Source organism: Amycolatopsis sp. NPDC049691 (assembly GCF_040675005.1).
Taxonomy (GTDB): domain Bacteria; phylum Actinomycetota; class Actinomycetes; order Mycobacteriales; family Pseudonocardiaceae; genus Amycolatopsis.
This window is the reverse complement of sequence record NZ_JBFANX010000003.1, coordinates 192,464-208,974: the sequence shown is the minus strand read 5'-3', so window position 1 is coordinate 208,974 and position 16,511 is coordinate 192,464. Positions and strand designations below refer to the sequence as shown.

At 71.8% G+C, this 16,511-nt stretch carries 19 protein-coding genes; 10 read left to right on the top strand and 9 right to left on the bottom strand.

Annotation, left to right across the window (positions count from 1 at the left end; genetic code table 11):
- Positions 1 to 14: 14 nt before the first annotated feature.
- Positions 15 to 434, bottom strand: coding sequence for a DUF6292 family protein (locus AB0J40_RS08055; RefSeq protein WP_364449191.1), 420 nt, complete (start codon positions 432 to 434; stop codon positions 15 to 17).
- Between the two features lie 216 nt (positions 435 to 650).
- Here AB0J40_RS08055 and AB0J40_RS08050 point away from each other — a divergent pair, with 216 nt between their 5' ends.
- The 5 genes from AB0J40_RS08050 (at position 651) to AB0J40_RS08030 (ending at position 4,939) form a co-directional block, all read left to right on the top strand.
- A complete protein-coding gene (locus tag AB0J40_RS08050; protein ID WP_364449189.1) occupies positions 651 to 1,676 on the top strand; it encodes an acyl-CoA desaturase in 1,026 nt (341 codons plus the stop codon).
- A 94-nt stretch (positions 1,677 to 1,770) separates the two neighbouring features.
- On the top strand, positions 1,771 to 2,382 hold the full coding sequence (locus AB0J40_RS08045; protein WP_364449186.1) for a hypothetical protein: 612 nt from the start codon (positions 1,771 to 1,773) through the stop codon (positions 2,380 to 2,382).
- 265 nt (positions 2,383 to 2,647) lie between these two features.
- Entirely contained in the window at positions 2,648 to 3,385 is a 738-nt protein-coding gene (locus tag AB0J40_RS08040; protein WP_364449184.1) for a GAF and ANTAR domain-containing protein, read from the top strand.
- A 30-nt stretch (positions 3,386 to 3,415) separates the two neighbouring features.
- The gene (locus tag AB0J40_RS08035) at positions 3,416 to 4,153 is read left to right on the top strand and encodes a GAF and ANTAR domain-containing protein (protein ID WP_364450053.1); all 738 of its coding nucleotides are present in this window, start codon (positions 3,416 to 3,418) and stop codon (positions 4,151 to 4,153) included.
- Between the two features lie 129 nt (positions 4,154 to 4,282).
- Entirely contained in the window at positions 4,283 to 4,939 is a 657-nt protein-coding gene (locus AB0J40_RS08030) for a phosphoribosyltransferase family protein (RefSeq protein ID WP_364449182.1), read from the top strand.
- Positions 4,940 to 4,961: 22 nt separating this feature from the next.
- Here the strand turns inward: AB0J40_RS08030 and AB0J40_RS08025 are convergent, their stop codons facing one another.
- The gene (locus tag AB0J40_RS08025) at positions 4,962 to 5,270 is read right to left on the bottom strand and encodes a hypothetical protein (protein ID WP_364450084.1); all 309 of its coding nucleotides are present in this window, start codon (positions 5,268 to 5,270) and stop codon (positions 4,962 to 4,964) included.
- On the opposite strand from AB0J40_RS08025, the gene AB0J40_RS08020 reads away from it, so the two are divergent.
- The gene (locus tag AB0J40_RS08020; RefSeq protein ID WP_364450050.1) at positions 5,160 to 5,477 is read left to right on the top strand and encodes a DUF5994 family protein; all 318 of its coding nucleotides are present in this window, start codon (positions 5,160 to 5,162) and stop codon (positions 5,475 to 5,477) included. The two genes, AB0J40_RS08025 and AB0J40_RS08020, sit on opposite strands and share 111 nt — an antisense overlap.
- Before the next feature lie 911 nt (positions 5,478 to 6,388).
- On the opposite strand, the gene AB0J40_RS08015 is transcribed toward AB0J40_RS08020, so the two are convergent.
- The 4 genes from AB0J40_RS08015 to AB0J40_RS08000 form a co-directional block, all read right to left on the bottom strand.
- Positions 6,389 to 6,538: a hypothetical protein gene (locus tag AB0J40_RS08015; protein WP_364449180.1), complete on the bottom strand. Its 150-nt coding sequence runs from the start codon at positions 6,536 to 6,538 to the stop codon at positions 6,389 to 6,391.
- Between the two features lie 16 nt (positions 6,539 to 6,554).
- Positions 6,555 to 6,743, bottom strand: coding sequence for a recombinase family protein (locus AB0J40_RS08010; RefSeq protein ID WP_364449177.1), 189 nt, complete (start codon positions 6,741 to 6,743; stop codon positions 6,555 to 6,557).
- A gap of 656 nt (positions 6,744 to 7,399) precedes the next feature.
- Complete coding sequence (locus AB0J40_RS08005) at positions 7,400 to 8,728, bottom strand: peroxidase family protein (protein WP_364449175.1); 1,329 nt, start codon at positions 8,726 to 8,728, stop codon at positions 7,400 to 7,402.
- A complete protein-coding gene (locus AB0J40_RS08000; RefSeq protein ID WP_364449173.1) occupies positions 8,725 to 9,981 on the bottom strand; it encodes a low temperature requirement protein A in 1,257 nt (418 codons plus the stop codon). Before AB0J40_RS08000 ends, AB0J40_RS08005 begins: the two co-directional genes overlap by 4 nt.
- A 132-nt stretch (positions 9,982 to 10,113) precedes the next feature.
- Between AB0J40_RS08000 and AB0J40_RS07995 the strand changes: the two genes are divergently transcribed.
- Positions 10,114 to 10,542, top strand: a complete 429-nt coding sequence (locus AB0J40_RS07995) for an antibiotic biosynthesis monooxygenase family protein (protein ID WP_364449170.1) — start codon at positions 10,114 to 10,116, stop codon at positions 10,540 to 10,542.
- 7 nt (positions 10,543 to 10,549) lie between these two features.
- On the opposite strand, the gene AB0J40_RS07990 is transcribed toward AB0J40_RS07995, so the two are convergent.
- Entirely contained in the window at positions 10,550 to 11,503 is a 954-nt protein-coding gene (locus AB0J40_RS07990; RefSeq protein WP_364449167.1) for an MBL fold metallo-hydrolase, read from the bottom strand.
- Positions 11,504 to 11,579: 76 nt separating this feature from the next.
- Here AB0J40_RS07990 and AB0J40_RS07985 point away from each other — a divergent pair, with 76 nt between their 5' ends.
- Genes AB0J40_RS07985 through AB0J40_RS07975 form a run of 3 tightly spaced genes read left to right on the top strand, consistent with a single transcriptional unit; the run spans position 11,580 to position 15,132 of the window.
- Positions 11,580 to 14,000: a LuxR C-terminal-related transcriptional regulator gene (locus AB0J40_RS07985; protein ID WP_364449164.1), complete on the top strand. Its 2,421-nt coding sequence runs from the start codon at positions 11,580 to 11,582 to the stop codon at positions 13,998 to 14,000.
- A gap of 32 nt (positions 14,001 to 14,032) precedes the next feature.
- Positions 14,033 to 14,401, top strand: coding sequence for a cupin domain-containing protein (locus AB0J40_RS07980; RefSeq protein ID WP_364449162.1), 369 nt, complete (start codon positions 14,033 to 14,035; stop codon positions 14,399 to 14,401).
- Complete coding sequence (locus AB0J40_RS07975) at positions 14,398 to 15,132, top strand: SDR family oxidoreductase (protein WP_364449160.1); 735 nt, start codon at positions 14,398 to 14,400, stop codon at positions 15,130 to 15,132. The genes AB0J40_RS07980 and AB0J40_RS07975 overlap by 4 nt, the downstream gene beginning before the upstream one ends.
- A gap of 33 nt (positions 15,133 to 15,165) precedes the next feature.
- Here AB0J40_RS07975 and AB0J40_RS07970 read toward each other — a convergent pair whose 3' ends face one another.
- The gene (locus AB0J40_RS07970; RefSeq protein ID WP_364449157.1) at positions 15,166 to 15,531 is read right to left on the bottom strand and encodes a hypothetical protein; all 366 of its coding nucleotides are present in this window, start codon (positions 15,529 to 15,531) and stop codon (positions 15,166 to 15,168) included.
- A 20-nt stretch (positions 15,532 to 15,551) separates the two neighbouring features.
- Positions 15,552 to 16,436 (bottom strand): RNA polymerase sigma-70 factor, encoded by an 885-nt coding sequence (locus AB0J40_RS07965; protein WP_364449154.1) that lies wholly within the window; start codon positions 16,434 to 16,436, stop codon positions 15,552 to 15,554.
- Between the last annotated feature and the right edge of the window lie 75 nt (positions 16,437 to 16,511).

Genomic DNA, 16,511 nt, shown 5'->3' with positions numbered 1-16,511 from the left:
CCCGGCGGTAGCCGTCAGCGTGGGTGATGGACGTAAGGACTCAGCCGCTCGGCCAGCACCCTGCGGGTCGTGGCGGCCGGGCGAAGACGCTCCTGGCCGGGGCGGCGCCCGGCGGCGGTGTCGGTGACGAACTGCGCGACCGCGCGCGGGGCGGGCACGAGGTCGCCGCCGCCTTGGCGCGCGATGACGACCGGGTCTTCGGCGGGATCGGTTTCCACCGCGAGCGACCACCCACGCCGTTCGCTCCACACCAGCATGATGTCCTGGCCGGGCCGATCGGGCCAACGGCGGGGCAGCCCGAGGTAGGCGGTGGCCGTGTCGCTGATCTCCACCGTGACGCTCTCGGCCGGGACACCGACCGCGACCGCGACCGCCCGCACGTATTCGCCCAGGCGGCGCTCGAGGGTCCGGGTGTCAGGTTCGGGGTGTTCCATGACCGCCACGCTAGAGGGCTTCCGGCCCGACCGCCGGATCGCCGCGCGGAAGTCGTCTCCGGGGAACCATCCCGGCAGTACGTTCGTTGTCGCTGTTCGGGTGGAGGACAGCTCCGGCACTCGTCCCCCAGGTTTAGGCCGCCGTCGGCGGGCTACTCCCCACTTGATCGCCCCGGACCCTGGCGGGCAGGTACGTCAGCGGAAAGAGCGATCAAAATGACACGTACGCTGGAACGGCCGCCGAAGGCCGCGCAGCCGATGCTGGCGGGCGAGAAGTCCCGCACCGAGACCTTCCTGGTCAAGTTGTTCGCGGTGGTGCCGTTGCTGGCTTTGGCCGCGGCGGTGCCGTTCGCGTGGGGGTGGGGCCTGGGCTGGACCGACGTCGTCTTGACGGTCGGGTTCTACTTCCTGACCGGGCTCGGGGTGACGATCGGGTTCCACCGCCTCTTCACCCACGGCGCGTTCAAGGCGAACCGCGGCCTGCGGGTCGCGCTCGCCCTCACCGGAAGCATGGCCATGCAGGGCCCGGTCATCGGCTGGGTCGCCGACCACCGCCGTCACCACGCTTTCGCCGACCGCGACGGCGACCCGCATTCCCCGTGGCGCTACGGCACGTCCGCCGCCGCGCTCGCGAAAGGTTTCTGGCACGCCCACATGGGCTGGTTGTTCGAGCGGGAGAAGACCAACGCCCAGCGCTTCGCGCCCGACCTGCTGGCCGATCGCGACATCGTCCGGATCGACCGCTGGTTCCCCGCGCTCACGGTGGTCACCCTGCTCAGCCCGGCGCTGATCGGCGGGCTGGTGACCATATCCTGGTGGGGTGCGCTGACCGCGTTCTTCTGGGCGAGCCTGGTGCGGGTGGCTGTGCTGCACCACGTCACCTGGTCGGTGAACTCCCTGTGTCACCTGATCGGCGAACGGCCCTACGCCGCCCGCGACAAGTCCGCGAACTTCTGGCCATTGGCCATCGCCTCGATGGGTGAGTCCTGGCACAACTCCCACCACGCCGACCCCACCGGCGCTCGCCACGGTGTTCGCCGCGGCCAGCTCGACGTATCCGCCCGGATCATCTGGGCGTTCGAGAAGCTCGGCTGGGCCACCGACGTCCACTGGCCCAAACCCGGCCGCCTCGACCGCAAGCTCAACCCCGGCTACCACCCCGCCCACCGCGGACCGAGGACGGCTGCGGGCGCGGCTGGACAGTGCGACCCGCGTTCTCGAACCCCGAGGTCTAGACTGTGAGGACGCCCCGGACCCCGGCGTTCCTGGTTCTCCCCGGCGCCGGCCACCCGGTCGGCGCCCGGCCCGGACGGTGAGGCGCACGACAGTGGGACGCGTGGCGGTGTTCGGTCTGGCCGTTCCTGTCTGCGTCCTGGCCACGATCGGTGCCCTGAGGCTGCCTGGGGACGTCCTGCTCGGCTGGAGCCTGCTCGGAGCCGGGGCGGGTTTTCTCGTCGCTTTCGGCGCTTCGCGGTTCCCGCGCGGGCGGGCTGTGTCCAGCGGACCGGATCTGCCCTTGGGCGCGGCCGCCGCGGCGGCGTTCGTCACGGCTTGCCTGGCCATCGCCGGCCTGCTGACCACGGTGGGCGGTGGCCTCACCGCGACCGTCCTCGTGCTGCTCGTGGCCGGCGGGGTGTGGGCCGGTTACCATCACCGGCCCGCGCTGCACAGAGCCTCGTCCGAGCCGTACCGCGCTTCGGTTCCGCGGCCCGCGTCCCCTCGCCGGGTGGCCGACATGGCGACCGAGGAGCTGTGCGTGGCGTGGCGGCGCAGCTACTTCCTGCTGCTCCTCGCCACCGACGAGCAGGTGCGCCGGCTCGTCGTCCAGCGCCGCCAGGACTTCCTCGACGAAATCGAACGACGGGACCGCCGCGGGTTCCTGCGCTGGCTCGACAGCGACCCGACGGCCGGCGGCGATCCGAGTCCGTACCTGACCACCCGGAACTGACCGAGAGGACCACCTCGTGGCAGCAGTCGACGGCGACGCGGACGACTGCGCGCAGGCGGTCCTGATCGGCGTGCTGACCACGTTTCGGCGGCACATCGCCGCATCCCCGGTGCCCTGATCAGTGCGCGGGTACGATCGGTGAACGCAGCCGCGGTGGCGGCGCTGATCCGGGCCCGGTCGTGTCCGAGTTGGTGTGGCGATCACGAACACCGACTCGAAGGGGACCGGATGTGGGAACGCCAAGCTCGCGGGTCGTGGGCTCGCGGTGGCTGAGATCGAGGTTCTGCGCGCGAGCGTGCAGGCCGCGCTGGACGAGGGTGGTGCCGGCAACGGGGTCGACGTCGTCGGCCGGGTGTGCCAGGCGTGCGTGCACCTGCTGCCGGTGGACGGCGCGGCGGTGTCGGTGATGGTCGACGCCGGGCACCGCGAGGTCGTCTACGCGAGTGACGCGGTGAGCGCGGCGCTGGCGGAGCTGCAGTTCTCGTTGGGGGAAGGGCCGTGCTTCGAGGCCTACGTCAACGGCGGGCCGGTGCTGGTGCCGGATCTGGTCGCGGAACCGCCGGCGGCGTGGCCGGTGTTCGCGGCCGAGGCGGCGGCGTATCCGGTGGCCGCGTTGTTCACGTTTCCGGTGCAGATCGGGGCGGCCCGGGTGGCGACCCTCGACACCTACCGTTCGACGCCGGGTTCGTTGAGTCCGGGTGAGCTGTCGACGGCGTTGCGGGTGGCCGACGTCGCCGCGCTCGCCCTGTCGGGCTTGCGGGCCGGTGGTGGCCGGTGGCTCGACGGGGACGGGCGGTGGATGGAGGGCGCGGGGATGCGGTTCCGGGAGGTGCACCAGGCCACCGGGATGCTGATCGCCCACCTGGGTCTGCCCGCGTCGGTCGCGTTGGCGCGGCTGCGGGCGTATGCGTTCGGGCACGGCCGTTCCCTGCTCGAGGTCGCGGGTGACGTCGTGGCCGGGCGGCTGCGGTTGGACGAGGCGTTCGGTGAGGGTTCACCATGAAGGCAGCTGATGGAGCGGGAGATGGTGGGCATGGCCGACCGTGAACGACAGGTGACCCGGGCGTTCGTCGCGCTGGCGGACACGCTGGTCGACGACTACGACGTCGCCGACTTGCTGCACACCCTCGTGCAGCAGTGCGTGGCGCTGCTCGACGTCGCCGCGGCGGGGCTGACGCTGGTCGACGAGCGGGGTGGCTTGCAGGTGCTGGCCTCCTCCACCGAGCAGGCGCGGCTGCTCGAGCTGTTCCAGCTCGACATCGACGAAGGCCCGTGCATCGAGTGCTTCACCACCAGCACGCCGGTGCTGGTGGCCGACATCGCCGCGCAGGCCGCGCGATGGCCGCGGTTCGCCGCCGAGGCGGCCAAGGACGGGTTCGCCTCGGTGCACGCCCTGCCGCTGCGGCTGCGCAAGCAGACCATCGGGGCGCTGAACCTCTTCGGGCTCCAACCGGGCGAGTTGTCGGCGGACGACGTGGCGCTGGCGCAGGGGCTGGCCGACACCGCGACGATCGGCATCCTCCACGAACGCGCTGTCCGTCAGGGCGAAGTCCTGTCCGAGCAGCTGCAGACCGCGTTGAACAGCCGGGTCATCATCGAGCAGGCGAAGGGTGTCCTGGCCGTCACCGGCGGGCTGAGCATGGATGCGGCCTTCACGGCGCTGCGCGGCTATGCTCGCCGCAACAACCTCCGCCTCAGTGAGGTGGCCCGCGCCTTGGCCGACCGCGAACTCGTCCCCGCAGTCGTGCTGACCCCGGCGGCCACGGGCTGAATAGTCCTTTGTGGACACCGGCGGAAGGTGCCGGCCGGTCCGGCCCGTGGTGGCTGACGGCCCTAGCGCCCCGGACGCGGGGCCGTGAGGCTGGAGGCGGCCGACCGGCCCTCGAAGGCAGGAGTTCTCATGCGGTTCCGTGATCGCCGGGAAGCCGGCGAGCGGCTGGCCCTGCGACTGCGACCGCTGCGCGGCGACCGGGCCGTGGTCCTCGGCCTGTCCGAAGGCGGGCTGGTGGTGGCCGGCGAGATCGCCGACGTCCTCGGTGCGCCGCTGGACATCCTGCTCACCAGCCGGGTCGAAGCCGCGGGGCCGCCGCCGACGACGCTCGGCGCCGTGGGCAAGGGTGGCCTGCTCGTCTGGGACCACGACGCCATCCGCCGGTTCGACATCTCGCCGGGCGAACTCGCGCGGCTCGCCGATGGGGCGCGAGCCGCGCTGGCCGGTCAGGTCGGCGTGTACCGGCGCACGGTGGCGCCGGTACCGATCGCGGGTCACACGGTCGTCCTCGCCGACGACGGCGCCGCCACCGGCACCACCGCGCACACGGCGATCCGCGTCCTGCGGGCCCGCCAGGTCTGCCGGATCGTGCTGGCGGTCCCGGTCGCCCAGGCCGACGTCGCCGACCGGCTCGCCCGCGAGGTGGACCAGTTCGTCTGCCTGCGCCCGGTGCCCTGGCTGCACGAGGTGCGCAACAGCTACCGGAAGTTCGCCGCGGTCGCCGGCACCGAGGCACTCGAACTGCTGCACCGCGAACCCCGCCGGCCGACCGAGGTCCGCCGGTGACGTCCACAGTGGACCAACCGGGTCAGCTCGGGACGCGCACGGCGATCTCGTCGCCCAGTGCGGCGCCGCCGGCCAGGTCGAGGTGGTCACCGCTCCAGAAGCGGCCCGGGTCGTACCAGTTCGGCCGGCGGCCCCGGGGCAGCAGGCCCATCGCTTCGTAGGTCAGCGCGACGATCTCGGCGCAGTAGCCGGTCTCGAGGCCGGTGTCCCGGGCGGTCGGCTGGGGCGGACCGATCGGGTCACGTACCGGCTGGGCGAATGGCAGGCGCCCCGCCGCCGTCTCGCCGTCGGCGAGTACGTCGTCCGGCTCGAAGGATTCCGGTCGCAACACGACGACACCCTGACGGTGGTCGGCTGGAACCACCACCGGCTGACATTGCTGGTCATCGCACCGGAAACCGGCCCCGAAGTCGCGGGGCACGTCCTCGCGACCGCCGCCGACGAGAACAACACCGACGACAGCTCGCAACTGCTGACGGCTCGGGGCACCACTGCCGCGCGCAGTCGCACCACGGACGGCGCACCGCTGCCCGCATGACGGACGCCGCCGTTCCGGTGGCGTCGGACGAGAGGACATCCCGATCATCGAATCCATGATGGACAGTGCGTTGTTCAGCCACCCCAAGGATGAGCAACCCCGGCCCGGAACGCTCACCACGCCTCAGGAGGACCGCTACGGGAGTCTGTTCCGCCAGCCGGTGTACACGCCGGCGCCCCCATCCGCCGGCCAGACCGAACCCGCGTCGCAGCGACGAGCCCACGGGACCGGCGCACGGGCCCACGACCCGTCCGGGCGCCGCGCCGGCTGGTGAGACGGGTGTAGGTGCAGCCGGCCGAGCGCGGATGGACCGGCGTCGGCGACCGTCCGCGCTGGAAGGCCTCGGTCCGGTCGGCTATCTGCACGAAGGGAATCCGGGGAGCGCCCGCCGAAGCGATCGCGTTGCGCGACCCGCGCGGCACCGTTGTCCACTCCGACCGAAGCGCCCAGGGCGGATTCAACTGGTCGGCGCAACACCCCGATGATGGAGGTGTTGATGGGCAGGCCGGCGGGCCGGATGACAGCGTTGACGGACAGGTCGGCGATGAAGCTCCACCGGTGGTTGTGGGACCGCCTGGGTGATGCGTCTGCGTGCCAGCACCCGGCCCTGCCAACGAGGGGACATCCCAGTGGTTCATTACATACTCGGCTGACTTGCGAGTGCTGTTCTTCGGCGGGTATGGCAGTGCCGACCAGGATGTCGTGCTGTGCCAGTAGGTGGACAGGCTGGCGCTGGGCCGAAGCCTGCTGTAGGCGGACGACGGCATCGCTCCCAGGCTGCTGTCGGTGTTCCTTCACCCTGCGGCTGGGATGGGCAAAAGCCGTAACTCTGCGCTACTGTGACGGCATGATCTCCCCAAACACGGGAGATATCCCACGTATGGGGGTTCAAGTCCCCCCTCGGACACGCATTATTCACCCCGCGGAGAGGCCGTCACGTCGACGGCCTCTTTTTCGTGGTCGAACCGCAGGCCAAGCCGCAAATCTTGGTGGAGCTGCGCCGGCCAGCCCGGTTGACCGTCGGCCAGCGCAGCGCTGACGTTCCCGAGCGAGTCGATCATCGCGTACACCTCGGCCTCACCGAGTCCAGTGGGGTTCCCGGCGCTCCCGCCGCGACCGCCGGAGCAGAACCACCGTCCGGACGATCCACTCGTGTCTCGGGTCCCGGTCGGCGCTCGAGGGGCATGGGAAGCCGCGGTCGTTCAACTCGCGCGCGATGCCGGCCACGCTGCGGCCGGTAGCGCGTTGCTGGAAGATCCACCGCACGCACGGGAGGTGGCCGGATCGGGTTCGAGACGGTGCAGGCGGCGGCCCCAGTTCGCGTGGGCTCGAATCGGGCGGAGGCCGGCATCGGGCAGGCGGTAGCCGTAAGGCGGTCAGCCGCCAAGGAACCTGCCTTGGACACGGGTTTGGATGTGCATCGCAGCCAGTACCCGGTGCCGGGCCCGCAGTACCTCGCGACGTGACTGGGACCCGAGCAGCAGCATCAGTGCCTGGTGCACAGGGTCCTGAGGTTCACCGGCCCGCTCGCTTCGGGGAGCACAGTTGGATGTCCTGCGTCCGGAGCGTGGTCAGCACGGCGTTGAACTGGTCGCCGTAAAACGTGCCCGTCGAAGATCTCGGCGTAGAACTCGCGCGACACTTCGACGTCGCGCACGGTCAGGAAGTGCGTGACAATCAGGCCCTGATCCGGCGCGAGAAAAACCTTCCATTGCTGAAATCTCCTCACGGTCGTTGTCGCGGGGCGAGCTCCTCGGCTCACCGCGCCTAACCCGGCGACGGGCAGTGCTTCCGATGCCCGACCGCGGGTGAGTGACTCGATCGCGGCTCGGGACGCGCCATCGTGAGCCCCGCCGGGAGAGAACGGTGGCCGTAGGCGTCCCGGTCACGATCGCGACCAGTCCCTCGAACTGTTCGACGAATCAGCTCGGTCGCGCGGGGCCCAGCGTGAGCAGGTCGGCCAGGCCATAGGCCGGTCCCGCGGCGGGCAGGGCCGGTCGCCAGCCCGGTTCGCCGTTCAGGTAGCTCGCCGGGTCGGCGCGCAGCAGTCCGATCAGGACCTCCGCGACGATGCGGCCGCCGACCTCGCCCAGGCGGTCGCCGCCGCCGTGGTGCTGGGCTTCGTTGAGGACGTAGATCCACAGCGGCGTGCCGTGCGGCCAGGAACCTTTGCCCGCGGTCAACGGCGGTGCGCCGATGTGCCGGGCGACGGATTCGCCGCTGGGCAGTCCGGTGGTCTCGCCGCGGAGGAGGTCGCGGACCGCGAGCGACCGGTGGGCGACGGCGTCGACGGTGCCGGTGACCTGCTCGGGCAGCGCGATGAGGCTCGCCGGAAGGCGGCCGTCGATGCGTTTGGCCCGTTGCGCCGGCGGATGGCCGGGCATGTCGAAGAACAGCGCGAGATCGACGCGCCGGCCGGCGGCCACCGGCCGGAACCCGACGAGGTCCGGGAAGAGCGGCAGTTCGGGGCCGCCGGGGACGAGCCGGTAGGCGTGGCGGATCTGGCTGTGGCCGTAGCGGAAGGCCGCGTGGGAGAACTCCAGCGGGATCCAGGCCTGTCCCGGCGGTGGTGCGAACCACCGGCCGCCTGTCGTGAGCACCTGCTCGACCAGGGGTCGTCCGACGAGCCGTGGCAGGAAGTCGTGGACCACGATCCACTGGTAGTGCCAGGTGAGTGCCTGCCGCGCCTGGTCGAAAACGTCGGTCACGCCGTCGTCGCGCAGCAGATCCACGATGCGGTTGTGTGCCCGCAGCAGCGCGGTGTGCAGGGTCAGTGCGACCAGGTGCGAGTCGTTGCGGGGGTCGCCGATGAGGGCCACCCCCTGCTGGTTGCGGGGCACGTCGTAGCCATCGGGGCGGCCGAGCAGGAACTTCGCCGGATCGTCCGTGTCGTAGAGGAACGGCGAACCGATGGGGCCGTCGGAGTAGAGCATCTCCAGGTCGAGCTTCGGTGCGCGGGCGTTGCGCAGCGCTCCCGGGGGCAGGTCACCGGTGAGGGAAGAGCGGTCGGCGGTGAGGTCGTGCGCGATCAGCTGGCCGAAGAACGGCCACCCGGCTGCCTCGGCCGCGTCGTCGCCGCTCGGCCCGGGCCAGGCCGCCGCGTCGCAGATCCCGCCGTGGCCGCCCGCGCGCGCCAGCAGCCGCGGATCGGTGACGAGCGGGGCAAGGCTCGGGAACATGCGCCCGTACCGGCTCGGTCCGGCCGGCGACGGGTGCCCTGCCTCCGCGATGGGCGTCACCACGGTCGTCACGGCATACCTCCTGTCCGCCGGGGATCATCGCGATCCCGGTGCCAGTGAAGACAAGACAGCCCTGCGGCGTGTGACAGCTCCAGGGTGATGGTGAAAGCGACCAGCAGTGCGCAGGCCGCCGCGATGCCCGCGACCACGACGGCCACGCCGGTCCACGGCGCGGCGAGCGGGAGCAGGAACACGACGGTGGCGCAGGTCAGGACCGCGCCGGGACGCAGGACGGTCCTCGTCACGATGGGCACGTGGACCAGCCACAGGAGCACGAGAAACACGCCCACGGAGGCGGCGACGGCGTAGCCGATCAGAAGCGGTGAGGCCGGCAGGTGGTGCCCGGTGTCCTCGACCGCGACCTCCAGGCTCGCGCCGAGTGCCGCGAGCGCCGCGAAGATGCCGAAGTGGCCGTAGCCCCACAGGTAGGACCCCGCGCGGCGATCGCGCAGCCCGTCCCCGGCCGGTTCCAGGAAGTACAGCCACCAGAGGGCGAAGAGCAGCACGAGGCCGGAGACCGCGATCGTGCCGAACGCGGCGCTGATCTCCGCCGCTTGCAGAACTCCCCGGACGCCCGTGATCGCGGCCAAGACGCTCTCGCCGAGCAGGATGATCGTGAACAGCCCGTAGCGCTCGGCGATGTGGTGCGGGTGCCAGGTGGTGGCGCCGGGCCGCTCCGCCCAGTGTGGCACCGCGAGTTCCGCGGCAGCCAGCGCGAGGAAGCACGCCGTCCGGGTGCCCGGCGAAAGGACACCCGTCTCGCCGAGGACGAGCCAGCCCAGCCAGCCGATCTGCAGGACGGTGATGCCGCCGGCGTACCGGAACGCGGTCCGCCTGCGCGCCGGGTCCTCGAGGCCGGCCCGCAACCACTGTGCGACGAGCCCGATCCGCATGACGAGGTAGCCGGCCGCGACGGCGCGGTAGTCGCCGGTGGCCGTGGCGGGCACCCCGGCGGCGAGGACGAGCACACCGGCCATCTGCACCATGGTCAGCAGCCGGTAGGCCACGTCGTCGGTGTCGTAGGACGACGCGAACCACGTGAAGTTCATCCACGCCCACCAGATCGCGAAGAAGACCTGGAGGAACCCGGCCAGGCCGGTCCAGGCGTGGCCGTCGGCGATCCGGTGCGCGAGCTGGGCGGTGGCGGCCGCGACGGCGACCACGAAGACGAGGTCGAACAGCAGCTCGAGCTGGCTCGACGCGCGGTGCGGTTCGTCGATCGGGCGCGCGCTCATCCGGAGGCGGATCCGGATCCTGGTGCTCATCGGCGGCAAGGGCTCGCTCCATCCCACTGGGTCGGTCGCGAGCCAGGACAGCGCAGCACCGGCGGTTGTGACCGGAACGGAACTTCGGTCGCGCCTGTCACAACACGGCGGGCTGCCCTGTCTGGAAGAGACATGAGCACGCCGGACGACGAAGAGTTCCTGCACGGGCCCGAAATCGAGGTGGAGGCCGAACACTGCGAAAACCAGGTGAGCAGATCCTTGGCATCGAAGACCGAGGTCGACGAACCGGTCACGGTCGTCAAGTACTACACCGTTCCGGCCGGCGAAGCCGGTTATTTCGTCGAGAGGTACCAGGAGAACGCCCGGATCATGTCGGCCCAGCCCGGCTTCATCCGATCCCGCCTGCACCGGCCGCTCACCGACGCCCCCGAGGTGCGGTTCGTCCACATCGCCGAGTGGTCCTCGGGCACCGCGCTCGACAAGGCCACCGCCAATCCCGAATGGCAGGCCTCGCTGCGGCGCTTGTTCGACGATCCGGGCCTGCACATCACCTCGGAACCGGCCGGCTACCGCGTCGTCGTCGAACTCCGCCCCTCCTGACCGCGGCTCAGGGGTGAATCTGCAAGCCGACCCCGGCCTCCAGCCGAAGGGATTCCAGGATGACGAACGTCGTGCTCGCGATGAAGACGTCGGCCGCGCCCAGCACCCCGGCGTATTTCCGGGCCACGGGCGCCGCGGCGTACTCGGTCGCCGTGTCGAGGTAGGCCTTCACCGCCGCCCAGGTGTTGTCGCCGTACCTGGCGTAGAACGGCATCGGATCCACTGTGGACAAGGCCGCGCGTGCGCTCTCCGCGATGTCCTCGATGTACTGCCGGTGCAGCACGACGTCGTCGCGGGTGCCCAGGCGGCCGAGGTGGCCGCCGATGAAGTGCCTCCACGGGAACGACAGCGCGGTGCCGGGGGCGGCCATGGAGCCGGGCACGTCGCTGTTGACGTTGAAGGCGGCGAACGATCCCCAGCCCGGCACCACGACGTCGATGAGCATCAGGGTGTCGTGCTCGGGCAGGTGGAGGTAGATGTTGTCCGGCGTGTGGTTCGTGCCGCGCCAGGCCAGGTCGACGCGCTCGCCGCCGACCCGCAGGGTGTGGTCCCGCTCGAAGGTGATGTCGGGCAGGGGCCGCGCCGGGTCGTCGTAGCGCCGCAGCAACCGCTTGGTGCCGGCGTGGCCGACGCGCACCACGTCCTTGCCGAACAACGAGGAGGCGCCGATGTGGTCGGCGTGGTGGTGGGAGTAGACGAGGTGCGTCACCTTGTTGGACACGCCGTTGGCCGACGCGATCTCGTCGACGGCGCGCTGCAGGTTGTGCCCGATGGTCGGGGGCGCGTCGAACAGCACCACGCCGTCGGAGGTGGTCAGGAACGCGGCCTGGTAGCCGCCGTCGGTGACCCAGTAGAGGTTCTTCTCCACGCGGCCGACGAAGTAACCCTGCTCGTTGACGGCGGGGCCGTGGGCGGAGTGCGGTACCGGCGCGAAGTCCGGCAGTTCGTTCGTTGTGGTCATGGGGCCAGCTTCGTCACCCGTCAGGTGAGCGGTCGTCACTGGATCCAGGTGATCACGGCGACCTACACTCGGTTTCGTGTCCGCCCTGATCGACCGCGCCGGCCTCGTCGCCGCACTGGAAGCCGCGGTGGACAAAAGGGTGACGGTCGTTTCAGGGCCGGCCGGGAGCGGGAAAACCTCGCTGCTTCGCCTGTGGGCCGAGCGTCACGGGCAGGACCGCCGGATCGCGTTCGTGTCGGTGCAACCCGGAGCGGAGCTGTTCTGGTTCAGCGTGCTCGGCGGGCTCCGGTCGGCATGCGGCGGGGAACCGCCCTACGCCGCGCCGGACTGCGACGGTCGCGAGAAGGTGCTCGCCGAGATCAGCGGCGTGGTGGGCCCGTTCGTGCTGGTCGTCGACGACGCGCACGAGCTCGATACCGCCGAGGAGCTGGCCGCGCTGCTGGCGGCGCTCCCGCCGCGGGCGCGCGTGATCGTGGCCGCCCGCCGCGACCTTCCCCTGGGCCTGCACAAGCTGCGGCTCGCGGGGGAACTGGCCGAGATCCGCCCGGACCGGCTGCGGTTCACGATCGAGGAGACCGCCGCGCTCGTGGCCGCGGCCGGGATCAAGCTGCCCGAACGGGTGATCGCGGTCCTGCACGCACGGACCGAGGGCTGGGCCGCCGGACTGCGGCTGGCGGTGCTGTCGCTGGCCGGTCACCCCGACCCGGAGCGGTTCGTGGCCTCGTTCTCGGGCAGCGACCGGACCGTCGCCGAGTACCTGATGGCCGAGCTGCTGGAGCGGCAGCCCGCCGACGTGCTGCGCCTGCTGCTGCGCACCTCCATTGTGGACCGCGTCAGCGGCGCGCTCGCCGACCTGCTCACCGGCGCGACCGGGTCCGAGCGGATCCTGCTCGACCTGGCCGAGGCCAACGCCTTCGTCGTGGCGCTCGACCCCGAGCGCACCTGGTTCCGCTACCACCGCCTGTTCGCCGGGTTGCTGAACCTGGAACTGCGCCGCACCCAGGCCGCGGAGATCCCGCGCCTGCACCGGCTCGCGGCCCGGTGGTTCGCCGGCCACGCGCAGCGCGCCGAGGCGGTCCGGCACCTCCAGGCCGCGGGCGACTGGGCCGAGGCAGCCACCCTGCTCTCCGGCCACGCGCTCACCATGACCCTCGACGGCGAGGCGAAAACGGTGCGAGCGCTGCTGCGGGCGTTCCCGGCGCCCGATGATTCGCTCGCCCTCGTCCACGCCATCGACGCGCTGGGCCGGATGCGGCTCGACGAGGCCGCGGCACACCTGGAGACCGCCCGGTCGGCCGGCGCGGACCGGAGCGCGGTCACCGCGGTGGACCTGCTGCTCGCCCGGCTGCGCGGGCACTTCGACTGCGTGGTCGCGAACGTGGACGCCCTGCCCGCCGCCGGAGCCGACCTGCGTGCTGTCGTCCTGCTGAACGCCGGGGTCACGGAGGCGTGGTCGCGGCGGCCCGCCGACGGCGAACGCCACCTGCTGGCGGCCGCCGCCCTGGCCCGCGAGCTCGACCGCCCGTACCTGGAGGTGGCCGCCCTCGCGCACCTCGGGTTCGCGTCCACGAACCGGTCCTTCGCCCTGGCCCGCCGGCGCTGCGAGGACGCGATCGCGCTCGCCGCCGAGCACGGGTGGGACGCCGAGCCGGTCGTCGCGCCCGCTCTGGTCACCCTCGCCTGGGTCCTGGCCTGGACCGGTGAGTTCGACGACGCGCACCGCCGGCTGGACCAGGCGAGGCAGGCCGCCGACGCCGACAGCGAACCCGGCATCCGGCTGCTCGTGCACGTGGTCGCCGCGCTCCTCGCCGCGGCCCGCGGCGACCACCGCGCCGCGCTGACCGAGTTCGCCGCAGCGCGGGAGAGCCAGGCGAGGATGGCCGACGAGCACGTGCTGTCCGCCCCGGTGGCCGCGTGGACGGCCGCCACCCGGGCCCGCGCCGGGCACACCGCTGCTCCGGTGCTCCGGCCCGCCGCTGATGGAGACGTTTTCACGCAGCTCGAGGCGCACCTGAGCACCGCCCTCGGTCGCGCCGAGGTCGGCGACCGGCGCGCCGCCGCGGCCGCCCTCGAACGGGCGCTCGACCTGGCCGAGCCGGACGGGCTGGTGCTCCCGTTCGCGATGACCGGCGCGTGGCGGCTCCTGGAAGCTCGGCCGGCGTGGGAAACCAGGCATGCGGCACTCGTCGCCACCATCCTCGACGCGGTGCGCGGCCGGGTTGCGGCCCCGTCGGTGCGGGCACCCCTGGCGGAGCTGAGTCCCAGCGAGCTGCGCGTCCTGCGGTACCTGCCGACCAACCTGACGCGGCCGGAGATCGCCGGGGAACTGCTGGTCTCGCTGAACACCGTCAACACGCACATCCGCCGGATCTACGCCAAGCTCGGCGCCACCGACCGCGGCGCGGCCGTCCGGCGGGGCCGCGAACTGCGCCTCCTGTCGGCCGGGACCGCGCGTGACGGTCCGCCAGTCACAAATCGCGGGGCTGTCCGGTCCTAGCGGGTGTACCCGTTCACCGAGGAGGCCGTTCGATGTCCTTGACCGTGCTGCAGGAGGCGAAACCGCCGTTCATCCCGGAGGAGGCGCATGCGATGACGATCGTCATCGAGTACCCGCCGGGCGACCCCGGCACCCCGCCGCACCGCCACCCCGGGCCGGCCTTCGGCTACGTGCTGGAAGGCGAAATGGTGTTCGAGCTCGAAGGCGAGCCGCCGCGGGTCGTCCGCGCCGGCGAGGCGTTCTGGGAGCCGGGCGGCGACGTCATCCACTACCAGGACGGCAACAACCGGGCCGACGTCCCGGTCAAGTTCACCGTCACCATGCTCTGCGAACCGGGTAAACCGATGGTCGACCTGGTGACCGAAGACGAGCTCCGTGAGAAGGGATGGTCGCGGAAATGAAGATCGCCGTCATCGGCGGGACCGGGCTCATCGGCTCCCGCGTGGTCAAGATCCTGACCGCGAACGGGCACGAAGCCGTCCCGCACTCGCCGTCCACCGGGCTGGACCTGCTCAGCGGAAAGGGCCTCGCCGAAGCGCTGGCCGGGGCCGACGTCGTCGTCAACCTGACGAACTCGCCGACGTTCGACGACGCCTCGCCCGCGTTCTTCCGGACCACCATGGACAACCTGCTGGAGGCGGCGCACGCGGCCGGGGTCGGGCACGCGGTCATCCTGTCGATCGTGGGCGCCGACCTGGTGCCGGACCTGGTCTACTACCGCGCCAAGGTGCTGCAGGAGGACATCCTCAAGGCCGGGCCGGTGCCGTACTCCATCGTCCGGGCCACGCAGTTCTTCGAGTTCATGGCCCCGACGATGTCCTGGACCTCCGACGAGCACACCGTCCGCTTGCCCGCGACGCGGATCCAGCCCATCGCCGCGGACGACGTCGCCCAGGCGGTCGCCGACGTCAGCATGGGCGCTCCGCTGCGGGGGACCCGGAACGTCGCCGGGCCGGAGGTGTTCACCCTCGACGAGCTGGGCCGGATCACCCTCGCCGCCCAGGGTGACCGGCGTCCCGTCGTGACCGACGACCAGGCCGGCCTGTTCGCGGCCGCTCCCGGCGACGCCCTCATCGCCAAGGACGGGGCCGTCATCGCGAAGACCACGTACCGGGAGTGGCTGGCGCGGTGACGGAGACCGGGCCCGCACGGCGTGCTGGCCCGGTCACCCGCGGTGCCAGCCGCTGAGCTTGGCCGGGTTGAGCACGATCCACAACGTCGTGATCTCGGCCCCGGCCGTCTCGGCGCCGACGACCGCGACGGCACGGGAGGCGTGGCGCAGGGCGAGCCCGGCGCGGCCGTTGACGGACTCGACGGTCAGCTCGGCGCCCGCCCCTCGGCCCAGCACCGCGATGACCAGCCGGGCGACCTCGGCCTTGCCGCGCACGGGGCCCGCCGGTGCGGGTACCAGGCCACCGCCGTCGCAGGTCGCGGTCGCGTCGTCGCGGAGGACGGCTTCGAGCGCGGCGCGGTCCCGCCGTCGGCACGCCGCGGCGAACCGGCGCACGGTCACCTCGTGCGGGTCGAACACGGATTCCTCCCGCCGGTGGGTCAGGCCGGGACCGGCACCGCTTTGTTCTTCTCGGGGTTGACCAGCCACAGCACCTGATCGATGCCGTCGCTGGTGGCGCTGACGGTGAGCAGGCCGTACACGACGCCGTCCTGGACGAGCACCGCGGAGGTCTGGCCGTTCGTGACGGCCCACCGCACGTCCACGTCGTCCCAGAACCAGCTGGAGATCGCCAGCAGGAACTTCGCCACCCGCGCCGCGCCCACGACCGGCGTGCGGGCGATGCCCTTGCGGCCGTTGCCGTCGGACAGGCTGGTCACGTCCGGGGTGAAGAGCCGTTCCAGCGTGGCCATGTCCCCGGAGCGGGCGGCGGTGAGGAAGGCGGTCAGCAGTTCGCGTTGCTCGGCCGCGGGCACGGGGGCGCGTCGTTCGCCGGCGATGTGCTTGCGGGCCCGGCTGACCAGCTGGCGCACCGCGGGTTCGGTCGAGGACAGGATCTCGGCGATCTGGGCGTAGGAGTAGTCGAACGCTTCGCGTAGCACGTAGGCCGCGCGTTCGTTCGCGGTGAGCTTCTCCATCAGCAGCAGGGCCGCGAACTCCAGTGCTTCCCCGCGTTCGGCGCCCAGGTAGGGGTCGGCGGCGGTGTCGACCGGTTCGGGCAGCCACGGCCCGATGTAGGTTTCGCGCCGTTTCCGGGCCGACTGCAGGACGTTGATGGCCAGCCGGGTGGTGGTCGTGGCCAGGAAGGCCTCCGGACTGGCCACTGTGGACCGGTCGTAGGTTTGCCAGCGCAGCCAGACTTCCTGTATGAGGTCTTCGGCCTCGGCGACGCTGCTGAGCATGCGGTAGGCGATCCCGAACAACCGCGGCCGCACCTGGGTGAAGGCAGCCGTGGCCGCGTCGAGATCGTCCGCTCGGGCACTCATCCCGGAATCCGTCACCCCCCGACTCTACGACGTCGGCTCCTGGGGCCCCGGCCGCGCGGCCGGGGCCCCGGAAGC

Excerpts from the sequence above, each read along its gene's own strand:
- AB0J40_RS08000 (WP_364449173.1), bottom strand. The coding sequence starts at position 9,981 with ATGAGCACCAGGATCCGGATCCGCCTCCGGATGAGCGCGCGCCCGATC.
- AB0J40_RS07975 (WP_364449160.1), top strand. The coding sequence starts at position 14,398 with ATGAAGATCGCCGTCATCGGCGGGACCGGGCTCATCGGCTCCCGCGTG.
- AB0J40_RS07965 (WP_364449154.1), bottom strand. The coding sequence starts at position 16,436 with ATGAGTGCCCGAGCGGACGATCTCGACGCGGCCACGGCTGCCTTCACC.
- AB0J40_RS08055 (WP_364449191.1), bottom strand. The coding sequence starts at position 434 with ATGGAACACCCCGAACCTGACACCCGGACCCTCGAGCGCCGCCTGGGC.
- AB0J40_RS07995 (WP_364449170.1), top strand. The coding sequence starts at position 10,114 with ATGAGCACGCCGGACGACGAAGAGTTCCTGCACGGGCCCGAAATCGAG.
- AB0J40_RS07980 (WP_364449162.1), top strand. The coding sequence starts at position 14,033 with ATGTCCTTGACCGTGCTGCAGGAGGCGAAACCGCCGTTCATCCCGGAG.
- AB0J40_RS08030 (WP_364449182.1), top strand. The coding sequence starts at position 4,283 with ATGCGGTTCCGTGATCGCCGGGAAGCCGGCGAGCGGCTGGCCCTGCGA.
- AB0J40_RS07990 (WP_364449167.1), bottom strand. The coding sequence starts at position 11,503 with ATGACCACAACGAACGAACTGCCGGACTTCGCGCCGGTACCGCACTCC.
- AB0J40_RS08035 (WP_364450053.1), top strand. The coding sequence starts at position 3,416 with ATGGCCGACCGTGAACGACAGGTGACCCGGGCGTTCGTCGCGCTGGCG.
- AB0J40_RS08050 (WP_364449189.1), top strand. The coding sequence starts at position 651 with ATGACACGTACGCTGGAACGGCCGCCGAAGGCCGCGCAGCCGATGCTG.
- AB0J40_RS08015 (WP_364449180.1), bottom strand. The coding sequence starts at position 6,538 with ATGATCGACTCGCTCGGGAACGTCAGCGCTGCGCTGGCCGACGGTCAA.